Consider the following 15751-nt stretch of genomic DNA (forward strand, 5'->3'; position numbering starts at 1 on the left):
GTCACAACCTCAAAGCTGGGCCACGATCGCGCGGTAATCCGCCGACAGCGTGGCCTGTAGAATCTCTTTCGGATAGTCGTCGGTAACCACGGCCTCGCCCATCTGGCGCAGCAGCACCAGACGCAAGCGCCCGTCGAGCACCTTCTTGTCGACCGCCATGTGCTCCATGAAATGCGCCGGGGTCATTTCCTGTGGTGGCACCACCGGCAAACCTGCGTCCTGCAACAGGCGGATTCCGCGATCGCGCTCGGCCTGGTCGATCCAGCCAAGGCGCATGGACATTTCCAGGGCCATTACCGTGCCCGCTGCCACGGCTTCGCCGTGCAGCCACACGCCATAGCCCATGTGGGTCTCGATGGCATGCCCGAAGGTATGCCCCAGGTTCAGCGTGGCCCGTACGCCGGACTCACGCTCGTCGGCCCCCACTACCGCAGCCTTTGCCGCGCAAGAGCGGCTGATAGCCTCGGTCAGGGCCACAGGGTCCAGGCCACGCAGGGCCTGAATATTGTCCTCAAGCCAGGCAAGGAACGGCTTGTCGCAGATCAGGCCGTACTTGATCACTTCAGCCAGGCCTGCCGACAGCTCGCGTGCGGGCAGCGTGTTCAGGCTGGTCGTGTCGATCAGCACCGCATTGGGCTGATAGAAGGCGCCCACCATGTTCTTGCCCAGCGGGTGGTTGATACCGGTCTTGCCGCCTACCGACGAGTCAACCTGGGAAAGCAAGGTGGTTGGCACCTGGATGAAGTCGACACCCCGCTGATAACAGGCAGCCGCGAAGCCAGCCATGTCACCGATTACGCCGCCGCCCAGGGCGACCACGGTGGTACGGCGATCATGGCGCGCGGTGAGCAGGCCATCGAAGATCAGCTGCAGGGTTTCCCAGTTCTTGTAGGCTTCGCCATCAGGCAACACCACTGGCAGCACCGAATAGGCACCCAGGGTCTTGGTCAGGCGTTCGAGATACAGGGGCGCGACGGTCTCGTTGGAAACGATGGCAACTTGCCGGCCGGCAATGTGTGGCGCCAGCAGTTCAGGCTGGTCCAGCAGGCCTTCGCCAATGTAGATCGGGTAGCTACGCTCGCCCAGGTCGACCTTAAGTGTCTGCATGTATCCCCACAATGTACTTGAGCGCGGCGCCTTACGGGCAACCCGCGCGGTAACGTTGAACCTCGCCTCGGCGCTGGTGGCCGAGAATAGTCCCGGGTTAACGGGGCGGCAACTGCTGCAAGCGTTCGAGAATATCGATCACCACCATGCGTGGCGGCCGCTCGTCGGTTTCCACCACCACGTCGGCGATCTCGCGATAGAGCGGGTCACGGGCCTCCAGCAGGGCGCGCAAGGTTGCCTCGGGGTTGGCGGTGCGCAACAACGGGCGATTGCGATCGCGCGCGGTACGGCCAACCTGCTGTTCCACCGAGGCATGCAGGTAGATCACCCGGCCACCCTGATGCAAAGCCTGGCGGTTGGCTTCGCGCATCACGGCACCACCGCCGGTCGCCAGGACCACGCCATCGAGTTCGCACAGTTCGGCGATCATCGCCTGCTCGCGGTCACGGAAACCCGGCTCGCCTTCCTTGTCGAAAATCCACGGGATATTGGCGCCGCATCGCAGTTCGATTTCCTTGTCGGAATCCTTGAACAGCAGGCGCAGCTCTTTGGCCAAAAGGCGTCCAATGGTGCTTTTACCAGCGCCCATGGGCCCCACAAGTATCAAATTTCGCACAGAATCAACGACTCACAGCAATCGCCTGGTCACTCATGATACGCGGAGTCAGGAAGACCAGCAGCTCGGATTTTTTCTCTTGTAATGCATCGCGTCGAAATAGCCGCCCAACATACGGCAGATCACCGAAAAATGGCACCTTGTCGACCACATTGTTTTGCGAAGTCGAGTACACCCCACCAATCACGATCGTTTCGCCGTCCGCCACGCGAACCTTTGCGTTGACCTCGTTCTTGCGGATTGGCGGCACCTCGTTCAAGGCATTGACGTAATCCGGCTCGTCCTTGGTCACCCTGACCGCCATGATCACCTTGTTGTCCGGTGTAATCTGCGGCGTCACCTCAAGCGACAGCGACGCCTCGCGGAAGGCCACCGAGGTGGCGCCGCTCTGGCTGGTTTCCTGGTAGGGCACCTCGGTGCCTTTGATGATTCTGGCTGTTTCCTTGTCGGCCGTGACAACCTTGGGCTGCGAAATGATCTCGCCGTTACCGCTCTTTTCCATGGCGCTGAGTTCCAGGTCGAGCAGCACATCGCCGCGCAGCAGGCCCAGCCCGACGCCAGTGCCCGCACGCTCCACACCAAGATCGACGAACAACTCCTTGCCCGGCCGCAGGCGTTCACCGTAAAGCGGCCCGCCCCAGCGCACCCCCAGGCTTTTCTCGTAATCGACATTTGCCTCGACGATGCGCGCCTCGATCGCCACTTGGCGCACTGGCACATCCAACTGCGCAACCAGTTGGCGCAATTCGGCCAAACGATACGCAGGCTGGTGCGCCACCAGGGTATTGGTGCGTTCATCGACTCCCAGGCTGCCTCGAGCGGCAAGGGTGTCGTCATCCGCCAGGGTGTTCAGCAATAGCTCAACCAGCTCGGCGGCCTTGGCGTGGTGGATCGGTATCAACTCACGGCGTAACGGCTGCTCGCTGGCATCGGCGACCGCCCCAACCGCAGCATTGAACGGCTGCGCAGCAAACGCTGCCGCAGGCGCCACCAGCAACACATTACCCTCCTGCCGCCGGGCCAGGCCCTTGCTGCGCAGCACCAGGTCAAGGGCCTGATCCCAGGGTACGTCCTGCAAACGCAAGGTGACATTACCCTGTACGTCATCGCCAACCACCAGGTTGACACCCGCATAGTCGGCCAGCACCTGCAAAACCGAGCGCACCTCCACATCCTGGAAGTTCAACGACAGGGGCTCACCCTGATAAGGCATCGCCGACGCCAGCGGGCTCGAAAGCAGGGCTGCCAACCCCCATTTCATCAACATTTTCATTCTGCTTCGAGGCCTCCTTGCCCAAGCGTTTCGTCAGGGTGATGAACGCCGTGCGCTCATGCCACACCCCCGCCATGAATAGCCGTTCGCGTACCTCAACCCCGCCTTGATCGATTCGCACCACCACACCATGGTTACGACCCAGGCGCTCTCCTGCATGCACGCGGTAGAGCCTGCCAGCCGCCATCAGCAGCGCCTCGTGTGCTGTTCCCCGCGACAGGCTGCCGACCATTTCCAGCTGTGCCAGCGGCACGCTGGTCAGCCCGGAGCCAACCCTGCGTGTCGCCACGGCCGCGAAGGGGTCGACCACGGGCACTGGCGTCGCAGCCCTGGCGGGCATGCGAGCAAGTACATCAGCTGCTGGCATGGGTGCGGGCGAATGAAAGGCATCGACGCGCAACTGCAGACGCAAAAGCCCAGGCTGCCCCTCAACTGCGGCCAGGTTCATCTCGCCGCTGCGAAGCAGGCGCGCCTGGCCCAGCCAGTCACCCAGCCACTGACGCAAAGCCACATAACGCCCTACTACCTGCAGCTCCAGCGGTACTTTGCGGTAGCCAGCCTGCTGCTCGGCTTCATGCACGTCGAGCCGTTCGATCAACAGGCCATGCGCATGCCCCGAAGCCGCCAGGCGGTCGAGCAGATCGCTCATGCCCTCCCCGGCGGCCAGGTACCAGTGAGCTACCTGCAACCGCTGCTCGGCATCAACCAGAGCAGCCTGCATCTGCTCCAGCTCCGCCCGCTTCGCCACACTGGCTGAATGCTGCTCGCTCAATGCAGCCTGTCGAGCCGCTTCGTGCGCCTGCTGTTGCAAGCCCGCGGGCAGGCGAAGCGCGCAACCCAAACCAAACACCAGCGCTGCAACCAGCACCGGCACCATGCACCTCATACGCGTGGAACGCTCGACGACCGCCCACCACGCAAGGATCGGCACCACATTCACGACCAGAACGCCGAAACACGCGCAGTCACCCGAAACTCATCACCACCCGGCAAGCTCCTGACGCGCCTGAGTTGCAGGTCAAGCAGAAGGCCCGACCGGTCCAGGTCGCGCATGAACTGCGCCACCACGGCACCAGACGTCGCCAGGCCGGTGATGTTCAGGTGGCCCTCTTCCAGGCTGAGGTCGATCAGCTGGAGGCCTATCGGCAGCGCCTCTTCAAGGCCAGTGAGCATATCGCCCAAGGCACCCTGCCGGGCGCGCAAGCCCTCCAGCGCCAACGCACGGGCGATCAGCGCCTCGTACTGCGCCTGCATTTCGGCCAGCGGCTGCAGTTGCTCGGTCAATTCTTCAAGAACGGCCTGCTGCCGCACGTTGGCCAGCGCCTGCTGTTGCCCGCGCTGCCTGGCCATTTGGTCGACCAGCGTCACGGCGCACAGGGCCAGCACTACGCCGACAACCAGCTGGGTGCGAAAGCGCCGCAGCGCTGCCCGACGCTGCCGCTCACGCCAGGGCAACAGATTCAACCGCATCATGGGCGCAACCCTCCAAGCGCCAGGGCGCAGGCCAGCAGCATCGAGCCATCGACATGTTCAAGCCCGCCCACGGCAGGTAGATGCCGGCACGGCGTATTCAGCTGGCAGCCAAGGCCATGCAGCCAACTCGGCTCCACCGCCGAACTGCTGCTTACCCACAGGCCCGCAGGCAAATGCGCATCAGCAAGCAAGGCATGCAGGTGCTCCGACAACAGCCCCATCGCCTTGAGCCCCGGTGCTGGCAGCTCACGGCGCTGGCAGGGCTGGCCAGGCTGCCAGTCATGAAGCACTGCGCCGTGCGCTTCGACACGCAGCAGTGCCGAGCCTTCAAGGCAACCCCGAGGCAACATGCGACAGAGGGCGATGTTGTCGACCTCGACAGCCTCAAGCTGTAGCCCTGCCTGCGCGACGACGGCTTCAAGTGACGCCAGCGCACTTTGCCGGCACGCGGCCACCATCACTTCCGTGCACCCCGGCTGCTCCCGGGACGCGCCCAAGACCTGAAAATCCAGGGCCAGGTCGTCCAACGGAAACGGGAACAGCTGCTCAGCGTCGGCCAGCAACTGCGCCTCAAGCGCATCCCCTGCCTGCGCCACCGGCAGATGGCACAACTTGCAGATCACCTGGCTGGCCGGCAACGCCAGCGCCACCCGGCGCAGCCTGGAGCCACTGCGTCGGTAAGCTCGACGCAACGCTGCCACCACAGCAGCGGGCTCGCTCACCCAGTCGTTGCCGACCGCGGATTCCAATGGTTCTTGAGCCGAAGCAAGCACCCGGCAGCGCCGACTGCGCCGCTGAAGTTGCACAACCCGGACAACGTCGGAGGCAATTTCTACCCCCATGAGTGAACTGGCATCCTTGCCAAAGCGTCCTAACATCGCGGCTTCCTTGCTGCCACTTGCAGCGGCCTGTCGCAACCCCGCGTCAACACTGGCCCCGGCCTGCCCGTCGGGCCGACGGGCAGCCTGGCCGGTAACCCGGAGAGGCGAAAAAATGCTTATAATGCCCAGCGTTTTCCGGTCCGCCGGACCTGCGTGCAATCCACTCCCAACCTGGACACCGAAAAGCCTTGATACGTCTGCTGAAGTTCTTCTGGTGGTCTTCCGTCGCAGTCATCTGCGCGCTCGTACTCGGTGTGAGCGGTGCGTTTCTGTATCTTAGCCCCAGCCTGCCCTCGGTCGAGTCCCTCAGAAGCATCCAGTTGCAGATCCCCCTCAGGGTGTACAGCAGCGACGGCAAACTGATTGCCGAATTCGGCGAAATGCGCCGCTCGCCGATCCGTTTTGCGGAAATTCCGCCACAGTTCATTCAGGCGCTTCTGTCAGCCGAGGACGACAATTTCCTCAACCACTATGGTGTCGACCCCAGCAGCCTGATGCGCGCCGCAACCCAACTGGTGAAAACCGGGCATATCCAGACCGGCGGCAGCACCATCACCATGCAAGTGGCGAAGAACTTCTTCCTCACCAGCGAACGCAGCTTCTCGCGCAAAACCAACGAGATCCTGCTGGCCCTGCAGATCGAGCGTGAGCTGACCAAGGACGAAATCCTCGAGCTGTACGTGAACAAGATCTACCTGGGCAACCGCGCCTACGGCATCGACGCCGCCGCGCAGGTTTATTACGGCAAATCGATCCGCGACGTGAGCCTGGCGCAGATGGCGATGATCGCCGGCCTGCCCAAGGCACCGTCGCGCTTCAACCCGCTGGCCAACCCGGTGCGCGCCAAGGAGCGCCGCGACTGGATCCTCGGCCGCATGTACAAGCTGGGCAAGATCGACGAAGCCAGCTACCAGGCCGCCCTGGCCGAGCCGCTCAATGCCAGCTATCACGTGCCAACGCCTGAGGTGAACGCCCCTTACATCGCAGAAATGGCCCGCGCCGAAATGGTCGGGCGTTACGGCAGCGACGCGTACACCGAAGGCTTCCGCGTCACTACCACCGTGCCCAGCGACATGCAGGACATGGCCAACAAGGCCATCCTCAACGGCCTCTCCGACTACGACGAACGCCACGGCTATCGCGGCCCCGAAGCACGCTTCCCGGGCCGCACCCAGGCTGCCTGGCTGCAAGAGCTGGCCAAGCAGCGCATTCTTGGGGGCCTGGAGCCGGCCATCGTCACCCATGTCGATAAAACCGGCCTCAAGGTTCTGACCCGGGACGGCCAGCAAGCCGAGGTTGCCTGGGACACCATGAAGTGGGCGCGCCCGTTCATCAATAGCAACTCCCAGGGCCGTACACCGCAGTCGCCGGCCGACGTGGCCCAGGTCGGTGACCTGGTGCGCCTGCAACGTCTGGACGATGGGAAGTTCAAGTTCAGCCAAGTGCCTGGCGCACAAAGCGCCCTGGTCACCCTCGACCCTTACAACGGCGCTATTCGCGCACTGGTTGGCGGCTTCTCGTTCGAGCAGAGCAACTACAACCGCGCCATGCAGGCCAAACGCCAACCGGGTTCGAGCTTCAAGCCGTTCATCTACAGTGCCGCCCTGGACAGCGGCTACACGGCCGCGACCCTGGTCAACGATGCACCCATCGTGTTCGTCGACGAATCTGTGGACAAAGTGTGGCGGCCGAAGAACGACACCAACACCTTCCTCGGCCCGATCAGAATGCGTGAAGCGCTGTACAAGTCGCGCAACCTGGTGTCGATCCGCTTGCTGCAGGCCATGGGTGTAGACCGCACTATCGACTACATTGCCAAGTTCGGCTTCAACAAGCAGGACCTGCCGCGCAACCTGTCGCTGGCCCTGGGCACTGCCACCCTCACGCCTATGGAAATTGCCACCGGCTGGAGTACTTTTGCCAACGGCGGCTACAAGATCACCCCGTACCTGATCGACCGCATCGAAAGCCGCAGCGGCGAAACGCTGTTCACTGCCAACCCGGCCCGCGTACCGCAAGGTGCCGAGGACCAGGTTGGTCTGGCTGCCCCCGAACAACCGATCAGCACCGCAGCCATGCCAGGCGAAGCACCACCGGCCTTCAGCCAGGTAGCGACCGCACCCCAGGCACCTGCGGTGGCCGAGCAGATCATCGATGGCCGCACCACCTACATCCTTACCAGCATGCTGCAGGATGTGATCAAGCGCGGCACAGGCCGTCGGGCGCTGGCCCTGGGCCGTACCGACCTGGCGGGCAAGACGGGTACCACCAACGAATCCAAGGACGCCTGGTTCTCCGGCTACAACGCCGATTACGTGACTACCGTATGGGTCGGCTTCGACCAGCCGGAAACCCTTGGCCGCCGCGAGTATGGTGGTACAGCGGCGCTGCCGATCTGGATGAGCTTCATGGGCGCAGCCCTCAAGGACAAGCCGGCGCATGCGCCAGCAGAGCCGGAAGGCATCCTCAGCCTGCGCGTGGACCCGGTCAGTGGCCGTGCGGCATCGCCGAGCACACCGAACGCCTACTTCGAACTGTTCAAGGCCGAAGACTCGCCACCGTCGGTAGATGAGTTGGGCAATGGCGCAGCACCGGGCAGCCCGCTGCCGGCCGATGAAGCGGCGCCGATGGATCTGTTCTAAATCTGACAGGCTAACGCCGTCCGTGTAGGAGCGGCCTTGTGTCGCGAAAGGGGGGCGAAGCGCCCCCAGCAATATCTGCTTAGTGCACAAATCCTGGGGGCGCTTCGCACCCCTTTCGCGACACAAGGCCGCTCCTACAAGGGACCGCGTCAGCCGGGACATCGGCAAACAAAAAGCCCCGGCTCTTGCGAGCCGGGGCTTTTTCATGTCCCTACAGCGGCAATCAGCCGTTGAAGACTTCATCCACGCTGTTCAGCGGGTAGTGCTTCGGATACGGCAGGGTAGCAACGCCGGATTCGATGGCGGCCTTGGCCACAGCGTCGGAAACGACGGTGATCAGGCGTGCGTCCAGCGGCTTCGGAATGATGTACTCACGGCCGAATTCCAGGCCTTCAACACCGTAGGCTTCGCACACTTCCTTCGGCACTGGCAGCTTGGCCAGGTCCTTCAGGGCGATGGCAGCGGCAATTTTCATTTCTTCGTTGATGCGCTTGGCGCGAACGTCCAGGGCACCACGGAAGATGAACGGGAAGCCCAATACGTTGTTGACCTGGTTCGGGTAGTCGGAACGACCGGTAGCCATGATCACGTCGCTGCGCGTGGCGTGCGCCAGCTCTGGCGAAATTTCCGGGTCCGGGTTCGAGCAGGCGAACACGATCGGGTTGGCTGCCATCGACTTCAGGCCTTCCGGGCTCAGCAGGTTCGGGCCGGACAGGCCTACGAACACATCGGCACCGTTCAGGGCATCAGCCAGGGTGCGCTTGTCGGTGGCGTGGGCGAACTGAGCCTTGTACTGGTTCAGGTCGTCACGGCCAGCGTGAATCACGCCGCTGCGGTCGATCATGTAGATGTTCTCGACCTTGGCACCCATGCTCACCAGCAGCTTCATGCAGGAGATGGCGGCAGCACCGGCGCCCAGGCAGACGATCTTGGCGTCTTCCAGCTTCTTGCCGGCGATTTCCAGTGCGTTGATCATGCCGGCCGCGGTCACGATGGCGGTACCGTGCTGATCATCGTGGAACACCGGGATGTCGCACTGTTCGATCAGGGTGCGCTCGATTTCGAAGCACTCAGGCGCCTTGATGTCTTCGAGGTTGATACCACCGAAGGTGATCGAGATGCGGCGAACGGTGTCGATGAATGCTTGTGGGCTTTCCGATTCGACTTCGATGTCGAACACGTCGATACCGGCGAAACGCTTGAACAGAACACCCTTGCCTTCCATGACCGGCTTGGAAGCCAGTGGGCCGAGGTCACCCAGACCGAGGATGGCGGTGCCATCGGAAATCACCGCAACCAGGTTGCCTTTGCCGGTGTATTTGTAAGCCAGCTCTGGATCACGGCCAATTTCACGCACGGGCTCAGCAACACCTGGGCTGTAGGCCAGGGCGAGGTCACGGGCGGTGGCAGTGGGCTTGGAGAGTTCGACGCTCAGTTTCCCCGGACGAGGTTGAGCGTGGTATTCGAGAGCGGCGGTTTTCAGGTCTGACATGGTGGGCATTCCGCTATTTACTGTTCTGACGGACCGCCGAGGATACGCAAAGAGCCGGGGAGTCACAAGACTGGTCGGTCACTTGTGTCAAGGCCTTTAGCCTACGACTTTACGCTATAACCCACGGGGGCATACGGCTAACAGTGTGTACAATCCAATAGCGAAATGTCTACATCTTTTAGCCTGAAATACGCTCCAACATGCTCGGATCGGTCAATGGCAACAGCCAGCGTCGCTGCCCGGGCTTCAGGCCACCCTTGCGGGAACGGTCCAGCACCCAGCCACGCGCTTCAACCTGGCGTCCCTTGAGATTATCGAAGAAGCTGGCGGGGAAGTTGCGCTGCAGACGAGCGGGAACCTGCAGTACCACCGTGTCATCCAGGTTCAGCCAGACGCCGCCACGGTTGCGGTCGATACCGTTGATACGGCCAGCGACTACAGCAAAGCCTGACTGCCTGACATCACTGGCACGCACCACGGGCGAACGGCGCCACAGGCCGCTACCGGCCTTGCGCGCCGCTTGCTCGGCTGCTTTCTGACAGCCGCTGAGGTGTACGTTGGGGGCAACGGCCACGCGGTAGCCCAAGCCCTCGCTGAGCAACTGTGCTTCCAGATTGTCGCCATTACGCCCGTAGATATGCGCCAGTGTGCGGCCATATTTGTCCTTGCCTTCCACGCCAGGCACCAGCCCGACACGCCCGTCACTGGCCTTGACCAATGCCTGAAGGCGCCGCTTGGCGGCCTCGGCATAGGGCTCGCTGGTACGGCCGTTGCGGCCGACTTCCGGGGCATTGATACCAATCAGCCGTACGCTGCGGCCATCAGCCAGGCGCAAGGTATCCCCATCCACCACTTGGCGCACCAGCACCTGTTGTGGCTGGTCCGGCAGCGGGCAGAACGCCATGGCGGGAACGTGCCAGATGACGCCCATAAAAAAAGCGCCCACAAGGGGCGCCTTTTTTTGCAGCACTGCGAAACCCGAGGGGTTCGCCATGCGCATGATTACTTCTTGGCACCGAACATACCGAAGCGATCGGCGAACTTCTGTACGCGGCCGCCGGTGTCCAGGACTTTCTGCTTACCGGTGTAGAACGGGTGGCACAGGTTGCAAACGTCGATCGACAGGACATTGCCCAGGGTCGAACGGGTTTCGAACTTGTTGCCGCAGCTGCAGGTGACTGCAACTACTTCGTAGTTCGGGTGGATACCTTCTTTCATGGTCACTTCCTCGAGCTGCGTGCCGCCACCCAACACCAATTGTTGAATACCGCACGTAATTAGGCGGCGAATAATACCAGAGCACAGCGCCAGTGCAAGGTGTCGCTTGCACCGACCGTCGTCTGCTAGGCTCGCCAGTTCTTGTAACGCCCTCCGAGACTTTTTGCGTGTCCGACGTCATCCTGCGCCTTGCCCTGCCCTCCCCGCTGCGTCGCCTGTTCGACTACAAGGCGCCAGCGAGCATGGCGCGCCAGACCTTGACCCCAGGCATGCGCATTCGCGTGCCATTCGGCCGTCGCGAAATGATCGGCGTACTGGTAGAGGTGTGCACGCAAAGCGAAGTGCCTGCCGACAAACTCAAGCCCGCCAGCGCCCTGCTCGACCCGGTATCCGCCATTCCCGCGTCGCTGTTCAAGCTGTGCCTGTGGACCGCCCAGTACTACCAGCACAGCCTGGGCGACACCCTGAGCTGGGCCTTGCCCACGCTGCTGCGCCAGGGCGAACCCGCCGAAATGCGCCAGGAACGCTTCTGGCACATTGCCCCCGGTGCCCGCCTGGAAGACCCGCGCATCACTCGTGCACCGCGCCAGCGCGACGCCCTCAAGACTCTGGCCCAGCACCCGCATGGTGTGGCCCACAGCCTGCTGGCCAAGCTCAACCTGAACAAGGACAGCCTCGACCTGCTGCTGGCCAAGGACCTGGTACAGATCGAAGTCCGTCGCCACCTGCCGGCCCTGCGTCATGAACACTGGCTGGCGCAGCCGGAACTGCCCCTTAACGAGGAGCAACGCGACGCCTTCGACGCCGTACGCGAAGGCTTTGACGGCTTCGGCGCGTTTCTGCTGGCCGGTGTCACCGGCAGCGGCAAGACCGAGGTGTACCTGCAACTGATCCGCGAAACCCTGGAGGCCGGTAAGCAGGCACTGGTGCTGATCCCGGAGATCAACCTCGGCCCACAGACCCTGGCGCGTTTCGAGCAACGCTTCAACGCCCGCATTGCCCTGCTGCATTCGGCGGTGAACGACCGCGAGCGCCTGGACGCCTGGCTGGCGGCGCGGGACGGCGAGGCCGACATCATCATCGGCACCCGTTCAGCCTTGTTCACGCCCATGAAAAACCCCGGCCTGATCATCATCGACGAGGAGCACGACGGCTCCTATAAACAGCAGGAGGGCCTGCGCTATCACGCCCGCGACCTGGCACTGGTGCGCGCCCATCAGGAGAACATCCCGATCCTGCTCGGCTCCGCCACGCCGTCGCTGGAAACCTTGCACAACGCCCTTACCGGCCGCTACCGCCTGCTACGCATGAACCAGCGCGCTGGCGGCGCACGCCCGCCACGCATGCTGCGACTGGATGTGAAGAGCCTGCCACTGGACAGCGGCATCAGCGGCCCGTTGCAACAGGCCATCCGGCAGACCCTGGAGGCGGGCCAGCAGGTGCTGGTGTTCCTCAACCGCCGTGGTTTTGCCCCGACCTTGCTGTGCCACGATTGTGGATGGCTGTCCGAATGCCCGCGCTGCGATGCGCGCATGACCGTGCATCAGCGTTCCGGCGTACTGCGCTGCCACCACTGCGGCTATGACGAACGCCTGCCGCACCAGTGCCCGCAGTGCAACCACGTTGACCTGCGCCCGGTCGGTGCTGGCACAGAGCGCGCCGAAGAACGCCTGAAGGTGCTGTTTCCGGACTACCCGATCCTGCGGGTGGACCGCGACAGCACGGCGCGCAAGGACGCCATGCACAACCTGTTCAGCACCATCCAGCGCGGCCAGCCGAGCATCCTTGTCGGCACACAGATGCTTGCCAAGGGCCACCACTTCCCACGTGTGACCCTGGTAGCCATCCTCGATGCCGATGGCGGGCTGTTCTCCGGCGATTTCCGCGCCAGCGAGCGCATGGCGCAGCTGATTGTGCAGGTAGCCGGGCGTGCCGGGCGCGCCGAAGAGCCCGGCAAGGTGATCATCCAGACCCATCTGGCAGACCACCCGCTGCTGGTGCAGCTCACCGAGCAGGGCTACTTCGCTTTTGCCGAACAGGCCCTGGATGAACGCCGCGCGGCCGGGCTGCCGCCTTACTCCCACCTGGTACTGTTGCGAGCCGAGGCGCACAAGCCGGGGCAGGCCGAAGGCTTCCTCGACGAAGCGTGCGCTGCCGCCGAGCGCCTGGTGGCCGAGCAGCGCTTGCCGGGCATCGAACTGCTGGGCCCGGTACCCGCCCCCATGGAACGCCGCGCCGGGCGCTACCGCGCGCAACTGTTGATTCAGGCCAATACCCGGGCGCCTTTGCATCGACTGATCAGCGCCTGGTTGCTAGTGTTGGAGCAGATGCCGAGCGGGCGCCAGGTGCGTTGGTCACTGGACGTCGACCCGGTCGACCTTTACTGAGCTGCAGCCCAAAGGTTGGCAACCCGCTCCCGGCAACGGATAATGCCCAGTTTTTCCACCTGCGCATCCAGGCGCTCACCGCGCTTGCGGTCGAAAAGAGATCCCCATGAAAGACACCATTCGCCAGCTGATCCAGCAAGCCCTCACCCAACTCGTCACCGACGGTGTGCTGCCTGAAGGGCTGTCGCCGGCGATCCAGGTGGAAAACGCCCGGGACAAGACCCACGGCGACTTCGCCAGCAACATCGCCATGATGCTGGCCAAGCAGGCGGGCATGAAGCCGCGCGACCTGGCCGAAAAACTGATCAATGCCCTGCCGGCCAGCGCCGACATCAGCAAGGTCGAGATTGCCGGCCCGGGCTTTTTGAACTTCTTCCAGAATACCGACGCCCTGGCCAACCGCCTGGACGCCGCCCTGGCCGATGCCCACCTTGGCGTGCGCAAGGCCGGTGCCAGCGAAAAAGTAGTCATCGACATGTCGGCACCGAACCTGGCCAAAGAGATGCACGTCGGCCACCTGCGTTCGACCATCATCGGGGACAGCGTGGCTCGGGTACTGGAATTCCTGGGTGACAACGTCATTCGCCAGAACCATGTGGGCGACTGGGGTACCCAGTTCGGCATGCTGATGGCTTATCTGCAGGAAAACCCGATCACCAGCGACGAGCTGTCGGACCTGGAAAACTTCTACCGCGCCGCCAAGAAGCGCTTTGACGAGTCGGAAGAATTTGCCACCCGCGCCCGCGGCCTGGTGGTCAAGCTGCAAGCCGGCGACCCGGACTGCCTGGCCCTGTGGACGCGCTTCAAGGACATCTCGCTGTCGCACTGCCAGAAGACCTACGAGCTGCTCAACGTCAAACTGACCATGGCCGACGTGATGGGCGAAAGTGCCTACAACGACGACCTGGCCAACGTGGTGGCCGACCTCAAGGCCAAGGGCTTGCTGGTCGAAGACCAGGGCGCGCAGTGCGTGTTCCTCGAAGAGTTCAAGAACAGCGAAGGCGAACCACTGCCGGTCATCGTGCAGAAAGCCGACGGCGGCTACCTGTACGCCACCACCGACCTGGCGGCGGTACGCTACCGCAGCAACGTGCTAAAGGCTGACCGCGCCCTGTACTTCGTCGATCAGCGCCAGGCCCTGCACTTCAACCAGGTGTTCGAAGTGGCACGCCGTGCAGGCTTTGTCGGCCACCCGATGCAGATGGAGCACATGGGCTTCGGCACCATGAACGGCGCTGACGGCCGCCCGTTCAAGACCCGTGACGGCGGCACCGTGAAGCTGATCGACCTGCTCACCGAGGCCAAGGAGCGCGCCTACGCGCTGGTCAAGGAAAAGAACCCGAGCCTGGCCGACGAAGACCTGCGTCACATCGGCGAAGTGGTGGGCATTGGCGCAGTGAAGTACGCCGACCTGTCCAAGCACCGCACCAGCGACTACAGCTTCAACTTCGAACTGATGCTCAACTTCGAGGGCAACACCGCCCCTTACCTGCTGTACGCCTACACCCGCGTGGCCGGCGTGTTCCGCAAGCTGGGCAAGGGCTTTGACGAAGTTGACGGCAACATCGTGCTGCAAGCTCCCCACGAACAGGACCTGGCTGCACGCCTGGCGCAGTTTGGCGAAATCCTCAATAACGTCGCCGACAAGGGCACGCCGCACGTGCTGTGCAGCTACCTGTACGACCTTGCCGGCCTGTTCTCCAGCTTCTACGAGAACTGCCCGATCCTTGCTGCCGAAACCCCTGAGCAGCAGCAAAGCCGCCTGCGCCTGGCCGCCCTGACCGGCCGCACCCTTAAACAAGGTCTGGAACTGCTCGGCCTGGAAACCCTGGAGCGCATGTAAGTTGGCAGCCAAGAAAAAACCCGCACCCAAGCGCGGCGCCAGTCGTCAGACGGCGCCGGCCAAGCAGCCGATCCCGGGCTGGGTATGGATGGCCGTCGGCCTTACCGTAGGCGCGTTCATCGTATTCCTGATGAAGCTCGAGCCGGGTGGCGAAGACATCAAACGCACCAAGCCCGAGCAGCAGAAGCCGGAGAAAGTGGTCGAGGCCGGCAAGCCAGCCCAGGCCACCCCGCAGCAGCCCGTGAAGCCGAAGTACGACTTCTACACGTTGCTGCCGGAGTCTGAGGTAATCGTGCCGCCAGAGGCCGTACCCGAGAAGACGCCACCGGTGCCCGCCCAGCCGGTGGCCCCGGTAACGCCGGCAGAAGCGGCGAAGATCGACACCGCACGGGCCCAGGCGGCGTTGCTGGGCCAGACCCCGCCACCGGCACCGCCGGTGATCAAGCCGGCCGCGACCACCCAGTACTTCCTGCAGGCCGGCTCGTTCCGCAAGCAGGCCGATGCCGACAAGGTCCGCGCGCAGATCATCCTGCTGGGCCAGGCGGTTAAAGTGGAGTCGGGTACGGTCAAGGATGAAACCTGGTACCGCGTACTGGTCGGGCCGTTCAGCAACCGCGAACAGCTGACCGGGGCACAGAAACAGCTGGCCGGGGCCGGGTTCGCCAACCTGTTGCTGCAACAGCGCCAGACCCGCCAGTAACCTTTGAACAGGGGCGCTTTGCGCCCCATCGCGACACAAGGCCGCTCCTATGTATGGACTCGCCCACACTGTCTAATTGCTTTTGAACATAGGAACCCGGTTGCATCTATGTATCAGGC

The 15751-nt window shown here is 63.2% G+C and carries 13 protein-coding genes; 4 read left to right on the forward strand and 9 right to left on the reverse strand.

The window, feature by feature from the left end; genetic code table 11:
* Positions 1–9 precede the first annotated feature (9 nt).
* The 6 genes from aroB to pilM all read right to left on the reverse strand — a co-directional run bounded on the left by aroB (position 10) and on the right by pilM (position 5347).
* Positions 10–1107 (reverse strand): 3-dehydroquinate synthase, encoded by a 1098-nt coding sequence (aroB, locus tag ACQKPZ_RS20685; RefSeq protein ID WP_391126473.1) that lies wholly within the window; start codon positions 1105–1107, stop codon positions 10–12.
* 97 nt (positions 1108–1204) lie between these two features.
* The gene (gene aroK / locus ACQKPZ_RS20690; RefSeq protein ID WP_391126476.1) at positions 1205–1723 is read right to left on the reverse strand and encodes a shikimate kinase AroK; all 519 of its coding nucleotides are present in this window, start codon (positions 1721–1723) and stop codon (positions 1205–1207) included.
* A 4-nt stretch (positions 1724–1727) separates the two neighbouring features.
* Positions 1728–2996, reverse strand: a complete 1269-nt coding sequence (locus tag ACQKPZ_RS20695) for a type IV pilus secretin PilQ (RefSeq protein ID WP_427541649.1) — start codon at positions 2994–2996, stop codon at positions 1728–1730.
* Positions 2920–3921: a pilus assembly protein PilP gene (locus ACQKPZ_RS20700; protein WP_427541673.1), complete on the reverse strand. Its 1002-nt coding sequence runs from the start codon at positions 3919–3921 to the stop codon at positions 2920–2922. The genes ACQKPZ_RS20695 and ACQKPZ_RS20700 overlap by 77 nt, the downstream gene beginning before the upstream one ends.
* Before the next feature lie 11 nt (positions 3922–3932).
* Positions 3933–4469: a PilN domain-containing protein gene (locus tag ACQKPZ_RS20705; protein WP_427541652.1), complete on the reverse strand. Its 537-nt coding sequence runs from the start codon at positions 4467–4469 to the stop codon at positions 3933–3935.
* Complete coding sequence (pilM, locus tag ACQKPZ_RS20710) at positions 4466–5347, reverse strand: type IV pilus biogenesis protein PilM (RefSeq protein ID WP_427541655.1); 882 nt, start codon at positions 5345–5347, stop codon at positions 4466–4468. The genes ACQKPZ_RS20705 and pilM overlap by 4 nt, the downstream gene beginning before the upstream one ends.
* A 191-nt stretch (positions 5348–5538) precedes the next feature.
* Between pilM and ACQKPZ_RS20715 the strand changes: the two genes are divergently transcribed.
* Positions 5539–7992, forward strand: a complete 2454-nt coding sequence (locus tag ACQKPZ_RS20715; RefSeq protein ID WP_427541658.1) for a penicillin-binding protein 1A — start codon at positions 5539–5541, stop codon at positions 7990–7992.
* A 223-nt stretch (positions 7993–8215) separates the two neighbouring features.
* Here the strand turns inward: ACQKPZ_RS20715 and ACQKPZ_RS20720 are convergent, their stop codons facing one another.
* From ACQKPZ_RS20720 to rpmE, 3 genes are all read right to left on the reverse strand, one after another.
* The gene (locus ACQKPZ_RS20720) at positions 8216–9484 is read right to left on the reverse strand and encodes a malic enzyme-like NAD(P)-binding protein (protein WP_391126490.1); all 1269 of its coding nucleotides are present in this window, start codon (positions 9482–9484) and stop codon (positions 8216–8218) included.
* A gap of 178 nt (positions 9485–9662) precedes the next feature.
* Entirely contained in the window at positions 9663–10484 is an 822-nt protein-coding gene (locus tag ACQKPZ_RS20725) for a thermonuclease family protein (protein ID WP_427541661.1), read from the reverse strand.
* 2 nt (positions 10485–10486) lie between these two features.
* Positions 10487–10702 carry a 50S ribosomal protein L31 gene (rpmE, locus tag ACQKPZ_RS20730; protein WP_003249127.1) on the reverse strand — a complete coding sequence of 72 codons (216 nt, stop codon included), beginning with the start codon at positions 10700–10702 and terminating at the stop codon, positions 10487–10489.
* Between the two features lie 167 nt (positions 10703–10869).
* Here rpmE and ACQKPZ_RS20735 point away from each other — a divergent pair, with 167 nt between their 5' ends.
* From ACQKPZ_RS20735 to ACQKPZ_RS20745, 3 genes are all read left to right on the forward strand, one after another.
* Positions 10870–13089, forward strand: a complete 2220-nt coding sequence (locus ACQKPZ_RS20735) for a primosomal protein N' (RefSeq protein WP_427541664.1) — start codon at positions 10870–10872, stop codon at positions 13087–13089.
* Positions 13090–13195: 106 nt separating this feature from the next.
* Positions 13196–14932, forward strand: a complete 1737-nt coding sequence (gene argS, locus ACQKPZ_RS20740; RefSeq protein WP_427541667.1) for an arginine--tRNA ligase — start codon at positions 13196–13198, stop codon at positions 14930–14932.
* Position 14933: 1 nt separating this feature from the next.
* Positions 14934–15632, forward strand: a complete 699-nt coding sequence (locus tag ACQKPZ_RS20745; protein WP_391126503.1) for an SPOR domain-containing protein — start codon at positions 14934–14936, stop codon at positions 15630–15632.
* The last annotated feature ends 119 nt before the right edge of the window (positions 15633–15751 follow it).

The organism is Pseudomonas sp. NPDC089547 (assembly GCF_050280665.1).
Classification (GTDB): domain Bacteria; phylum Pseudomonadota; class Gammaproteobacteria; order Pseudomonadales; family Pseudomonadaceae; genus Aquipseudomonas.